Here is a 4747-nt window from a genome sequence, read left to right as displayed (position 1 = left end):
CCCTAGCAGACTTTGCTTGTGTGCATCCAGGATTAAGCTTGCGGGTTGAGGTGACTAACAAGCAGTCACTATTTGCTGCGTTTGAACGTGGTGAGTTGGATGTGTTGGTCAGCATGCCGATTGCCAATGCACCAGCACCAATTCAGGAATTTAGTTTTCCACTTTATTGGTTTGCAGCGCATGGGTTTGAACATCAAGGTGAATCATTACCTTTAGTCATTTTTAGTCAACCCTGCTCATGGCGTAATCGTATATTAGAGGCATTGAATAGAGAAGGTATTCCTTGGCATATAGTATTTGAGAGCAGTAGCCTTGCAGCTTTGCAGGCAGCTACAGAGGCTGGGCTGGGCGTCGTCGCTTTATTTTCTCAAACGCCCCCCAAGCATAGCCAGAGATTGACCCAGCTCCCTGCACTCCCAAATATTACCATTGCAGTTTATCGCCAGCGGGGAGAGATGGATGGAACGGTTCAAGATTTAACCAATCTGTTTCTAAGAGAAATGCAGCATAATGTTGTAACGCTAAATGATGGTGAAGGACAGTAGAGCACTGAATAAAGGGGCTTAGCCCAGCTGGTGCGATCAGGAAGCACTTCATGGGCAAGGAGCCGTCGTTTCGATTGCCGTCTCGTTGGATATATGGCTCATCTCGTCTCTTGGGCTAAAAATCATGGGCTGGCGCTGAACGAAGTGAAGCCAAGGTTTACCGCGAAATGTATCGTTAATTCTGGTGTGCCAATCTCTTGTATCCACGTTTATTCCGCTCTGGCTGGCGCAATAATGCTTGCCTGTCGGGCTTCTCTACGCGCTGCGCCAACCTAAAAACCACGCTACCACCTGTGATGACAGCTGCCAGTCTGCTGCGGTCAACCGGTGATATAGCGGGACATGGCCGTTCGATTACCTTGTTGCGGCACAGGCAGCGATCCCGAGGAAGCCTGGTTGCAAGCGGGGCATAGCAAGCTGTGGTGGAAGGGGGTAAAACGGCCCTTTGCGAGAAAGCGGCCGGGGATCAACAAATTAGTGAGAGTGCGGGCTTATTTGTACGGCAGCAGGCAGGCTATCGCCCCCTGCCGGGAGCAACAGGTACTCAATACTCGAGAAACTTCTCGCCGCAGCGCTCGCAAATCAGGTGCCGCACATGGGTGGCCTGATAGGCGAGGGTCTGGCCGAATACCGCATTGGTCAGGCTGCTGGAGCGAAAGGCTTGCCAGAAGGCCTTGCGCGGGTCTTTGGGCATCACATCCTGGCTGTGATCCCGTGGCACCAGTACCACGATATGGCGGGTGCGTTCCCGGCATTTGTCACAGCGATGGATCTCGCTCTGTGGTTCGGTCTGTTGCTGTTGTTTAGGTTGTGTGGTCACGATGGCGGACTCTGCTGCGGATGGCGTGCCCATCATAGACTTGTCCAGTTGGCTCTCAACCCCCTGCCTGGGGGGATTTACCCATGGGGGGGATTGCCTGGATCGGTTGGCCGGGAATGGCCAGCTGATGACGCGCTGGCGCCAGTGAATGGGTGAGTCAGTTTGGAGGTCCTGACGGAGCCTCAGGCCGACTCTCGTTTTTGCAGGCTGGGGGTGATGATATGGCGGTTGGGAGCGAGATCCGGTTGCTGCATCCGGGTCAGCAGCCGCTGGGCGGCCTGGCGGCCAATTTCGCGGGCCGGTGAGCTGACGAAGGTGAGGGCGGGGGAGCTGAGTTCCGCTTCCGCCACGTCGTCAAAGCCGAGCAGCGCCACCTGCTGACCTATGTAGTTGTCCTTGCCCACGGTGCGCCCGCTCGCCTCCACCCCGTAGATGCCACCCAGTGCTACTTCGGGATAGTGGCAGAGCACGGCGGTCACCTTGGGGTGCTGGTGCAGCAGCTGGGCGATGGTGTCGGCTGCGCTGCGCTGGGTGCGTTCGCACTCCAATATCCACTCTGGTTTGAAGGGCAGGCCATATTGCAGCAGGCTGGCGCAGTAGCCGCCGATCCGCTCGGCGCGGGCCAGGGAGTCGGCCCGCCCGCCCACGTAGGCGATGTGGCGATGACCCTGCTCGATGAGATAAGTGGTGGCCTGCTTGGCGGCGTGGGTGTTGTCGGGGCCGATAAAGTCCACGTCGTCGCGGTAGTAGGAGCGGGCGGCGCACACCACCGGCAGCTGTGAGTCGAGCAGGGTTTGCAGTGTTTTGGCCGCTGCGCCGCGCACCGGATTGAAGATGATGCCCGCCACCCCTTGTCGTGACAGGGACTGGATGCTTTGCTGCAACCGCTCCGGGCTGTGGCCGCACTGGGTCAGAAACAGCAGGTAGCCCTGCTGCTCCAGCACCTCGCTCACCCCTGCCGTCACCTCGGTATAGAAGGGATCCGTGATGTCGCGCAGGATCAAGCCGACCAGATTGGAGTGTTGATTGCGCAGGTTGGCGGCGGCGCTGTTGGGCACATAATCGAGCTGCTTGATAGCCTGCTGCACCCGCTCTGCTGTGGCAGGGGAGATACGTCCCTTGCCGTTGAGCACCATGGAGACTGTGGTGACCGAGACCCCCGCCAGCTCGGCCACGTCGGTGATCTTGGCGTGCTTCGCGGGTTGCGATTTGGGCGAGATGGAGTGTGACGACATAAGAAAGAGCGTTGCAGCCATGGGGCAAGAGACCGAATAGCCACAGCATAACCCCTCATATCCCTAAGTGAAACGTTACATCTCATGGGCATGGATCTGCCTCACAGATTTGCGACAGGCCGCCATTTATTCCTGTGATTCTGTGATCTTGTTGGCACTTGCAACTTGGTAAAACGTTTTATCATTCATAAAACCTGATGCAAACCCACTCTCCTGCTGACGACGCGCTACCAGCGCGGTGGAGGGCGGCATCGGGGCATGACCTTCACTTCACAAGGATCAGACATATGGCCAAGTCCCCCGCCAAATCCACGATATGGGAGTTCCTGCAGAGCCTCGGCAAGACCTTTATGCTGCCGGTCGCCCTGCTCGCCTTCTCCGGTATACTGCTCGGTGTCGGCAGCTCGCTCACCAGCGATGCGGTGAAGCAGAGCATGCCCTTCCTCGACAACATGGTGTTGCAACTGCTTTTCCTGTGGATGACCAAGGTGGGGCTGGTGGCCTTCATCTATCTGCCGGTGATGTTCGCGGTGGCCATCCCGCTCGGGCTCGCGCGGGAAGAGAAGGGGGTGGCGGCCTTTGCTGGTTTCGTTGGCTATGCGGCGCTCAACCTCTCCATCAACTTCTACCTCACCGTGGCCAACGTCATCGGTGACGGGGCGGCGGAGAAAGCCTACGGGGTGAAGTCCATCCTCGGTATCAGCTCCATCGACACCGGTATTCTGGGCGCCATCATCGTCGGGGTCATCGTCGCCAAGTTGCATGCCCGCTTCTACACCTACCGGATGCCGGATGCGCTGGCCTTCTTCGGCGGCGCCCGCTTCGTTCCCATCATCACGGCGTTGGTACTGGGGGTGGTCGGTCTGGTGGTGCCTCTGGTCTGGCCCTGGTTCGCCGCCGGCATCAACGGCATCGGTGCCGTCATCTCCCACGCAGGCCCCTTCGGTCCCTTCCTGTTTGGCACAGGTGAACGTCTGCTGCTGCCGCTCGGTCTGCATCACATTCTGGTGGCGTTGATCCGCTTCACCGAGGCGGGCGGCACATCGCTTGTGTGCGGCAACGAGGTGAGCGGCGCTCTCAATATCTTCTATTCCGAGCTCTCCTGCGCCGATACCACCCAATTCTCGGTCTCTGCGACCTCTTTCTTGTCTCAGGGCAAGATGCCCGCCTTCCTCGGCGGCCTGCCGGGGGCGGCACTCGCCATGTATCACTGCGCCCGTCCGGAAAATCGCGGCAAGATCAAGGCGTTGCTGGTCTCCGGTGTGGTGGCCTGCGTCATAGGTGGCATCACTGAACCCCTTGAGTTCCTGTTCCTGTTCGTGGCGCCTGTGCTCTACTTCATCCACGCCATCCTGACCGGTCTGGGCTTTATGACCATGGGCCTCCTGGGGGTGACCATAGGCAACACCGACGGCAACCTCATTGATTTTCTGGTGTTCGGCGTGCTGCAAGGCACGGCCACCAAGTGGTATCTGGTGCCGGCCGTGGCGGCCATCTGGTTTGCCATTTACTACAGCGTGTTCCGTTTCGCCATCGTGCGCTTCAACCTGAAAACCCCGGGTCGTGAACTGGAGAGCAACGACGCCCCGCAACCTGCTGGCAAACCCGTGGGTAACAGCGGCTACAACGGCGAGATCATCCTCAATGCACTGGGGGGTGCCGACAACATACTGGCGCTGGACAACTGCATCACCCGGCTGCGGATGTCGGTGCAGGACATGAGCCGGGTCGATGACAAGGTATTGAAAGCCAACGGTGCCATCGGGGTGATCAAGCTCGACGAGCACAACCTGCAGGTGGTCATAGGCCCGCAGGTGCATCTGGTGAAAAACCAGTTGCAGAGCCTGATGGGGGCCTGATGTGCGCCGCAGTGAGCGATGTGTTGGGGGGGCGCGATGCCCCCTTATCCATTGACGGGCCATTTGCTGTATTTATGGAGAGATAGAGAGCATGCATGAGAGTTATGATTTCGAGCGGGAGGTCGATCGCCGTGGCACCTATTGCACCCAGTGGGACTATGTGGCCGACCGTTTCGGTCATGCCGACTTACTCCCCTTCACCATCTCCGACATGGATCTTGAAACAGCCCCCTGCATTCGCAAGACCCTGTCCAAGCGGCTGGAGCACGGGGTCTTTGGCTACAGTCG

Annotated in this window: 4 protein-coding genes and 1 pseudogene; 3 read left to right on the top strand and 2 right to left on the bottom strand. The window is 58.5% G+C overall.

The features are described from left to right. Nucleotides 1-545, top strand: a 545-nt coding sequence (locus tag G113_RS20825; RefSeq protein ID WP_236611811.1) for a LysR substrate-binding domain-containing protein, incomplete at its 5' end; no start/stop codon positions are given. 544 nt (nt 546-1089) lie between these two features. On the opposite strand, the gene G113_RS19210 is transcribed toward G113_RS20825, so the two are convergent. Beyond that, nucleotides 1090-1398, bottom strand: coding sequence for a hypothetical protein (locus G113_RS19210; RefSeq protein ID WP_152436110.1), 309 nt, complete (start codon nt 1396-1398; stop codon nt 1090-1092). 149 nt (nt 1399-1547) lie between these two features. Next, nucleotides 1548-2600, bottom strand: a complete 1053-nt coding sequence (locus G113_RS19205; protein WP_169510561.1) for a Mal regulon transcriptional regulator MalI — start codon at nt 2598-2600, stop codon at nt 1548-1550. A 287-nt stretch (nt 2601-2887) separates the two neighbouring features. On the opposite strand from G113_RS19205, the gene malX reads away from it, so the two are divergent. Further along, a complete protein-coding gene (gene malX / locus G113_RS19200) occupies nt 2888-4459 on the top strand; it encodes a maltose/glucose-specific PTS transporter subunit IIBC (RefSeq protein WP_005909970.1) in 1572 nt (523 codons plus the stop codon). Between the two features lie 91 nt (nt 4460-4550). Continuing rightward, a pseudogene (locus G113_RS19195) lies at nt 4551-4747 on the top strand (transcriptional regulator); the annotation flags it as partial.

Source organism: Aeromonas molluscorum 848, assembly GCF_000388115.1.
GTDB lineage: Bacteria > Pseudomonadota > Gammaproteobacteria > Enterobacterales > Aeromonadaceae > Aeromonas > Aeromonas molluscorum.
Note: the sequence above shows the minus strand (reverse complement) of the source record. Positions and strands in the feature narration are given on the sequence as shown.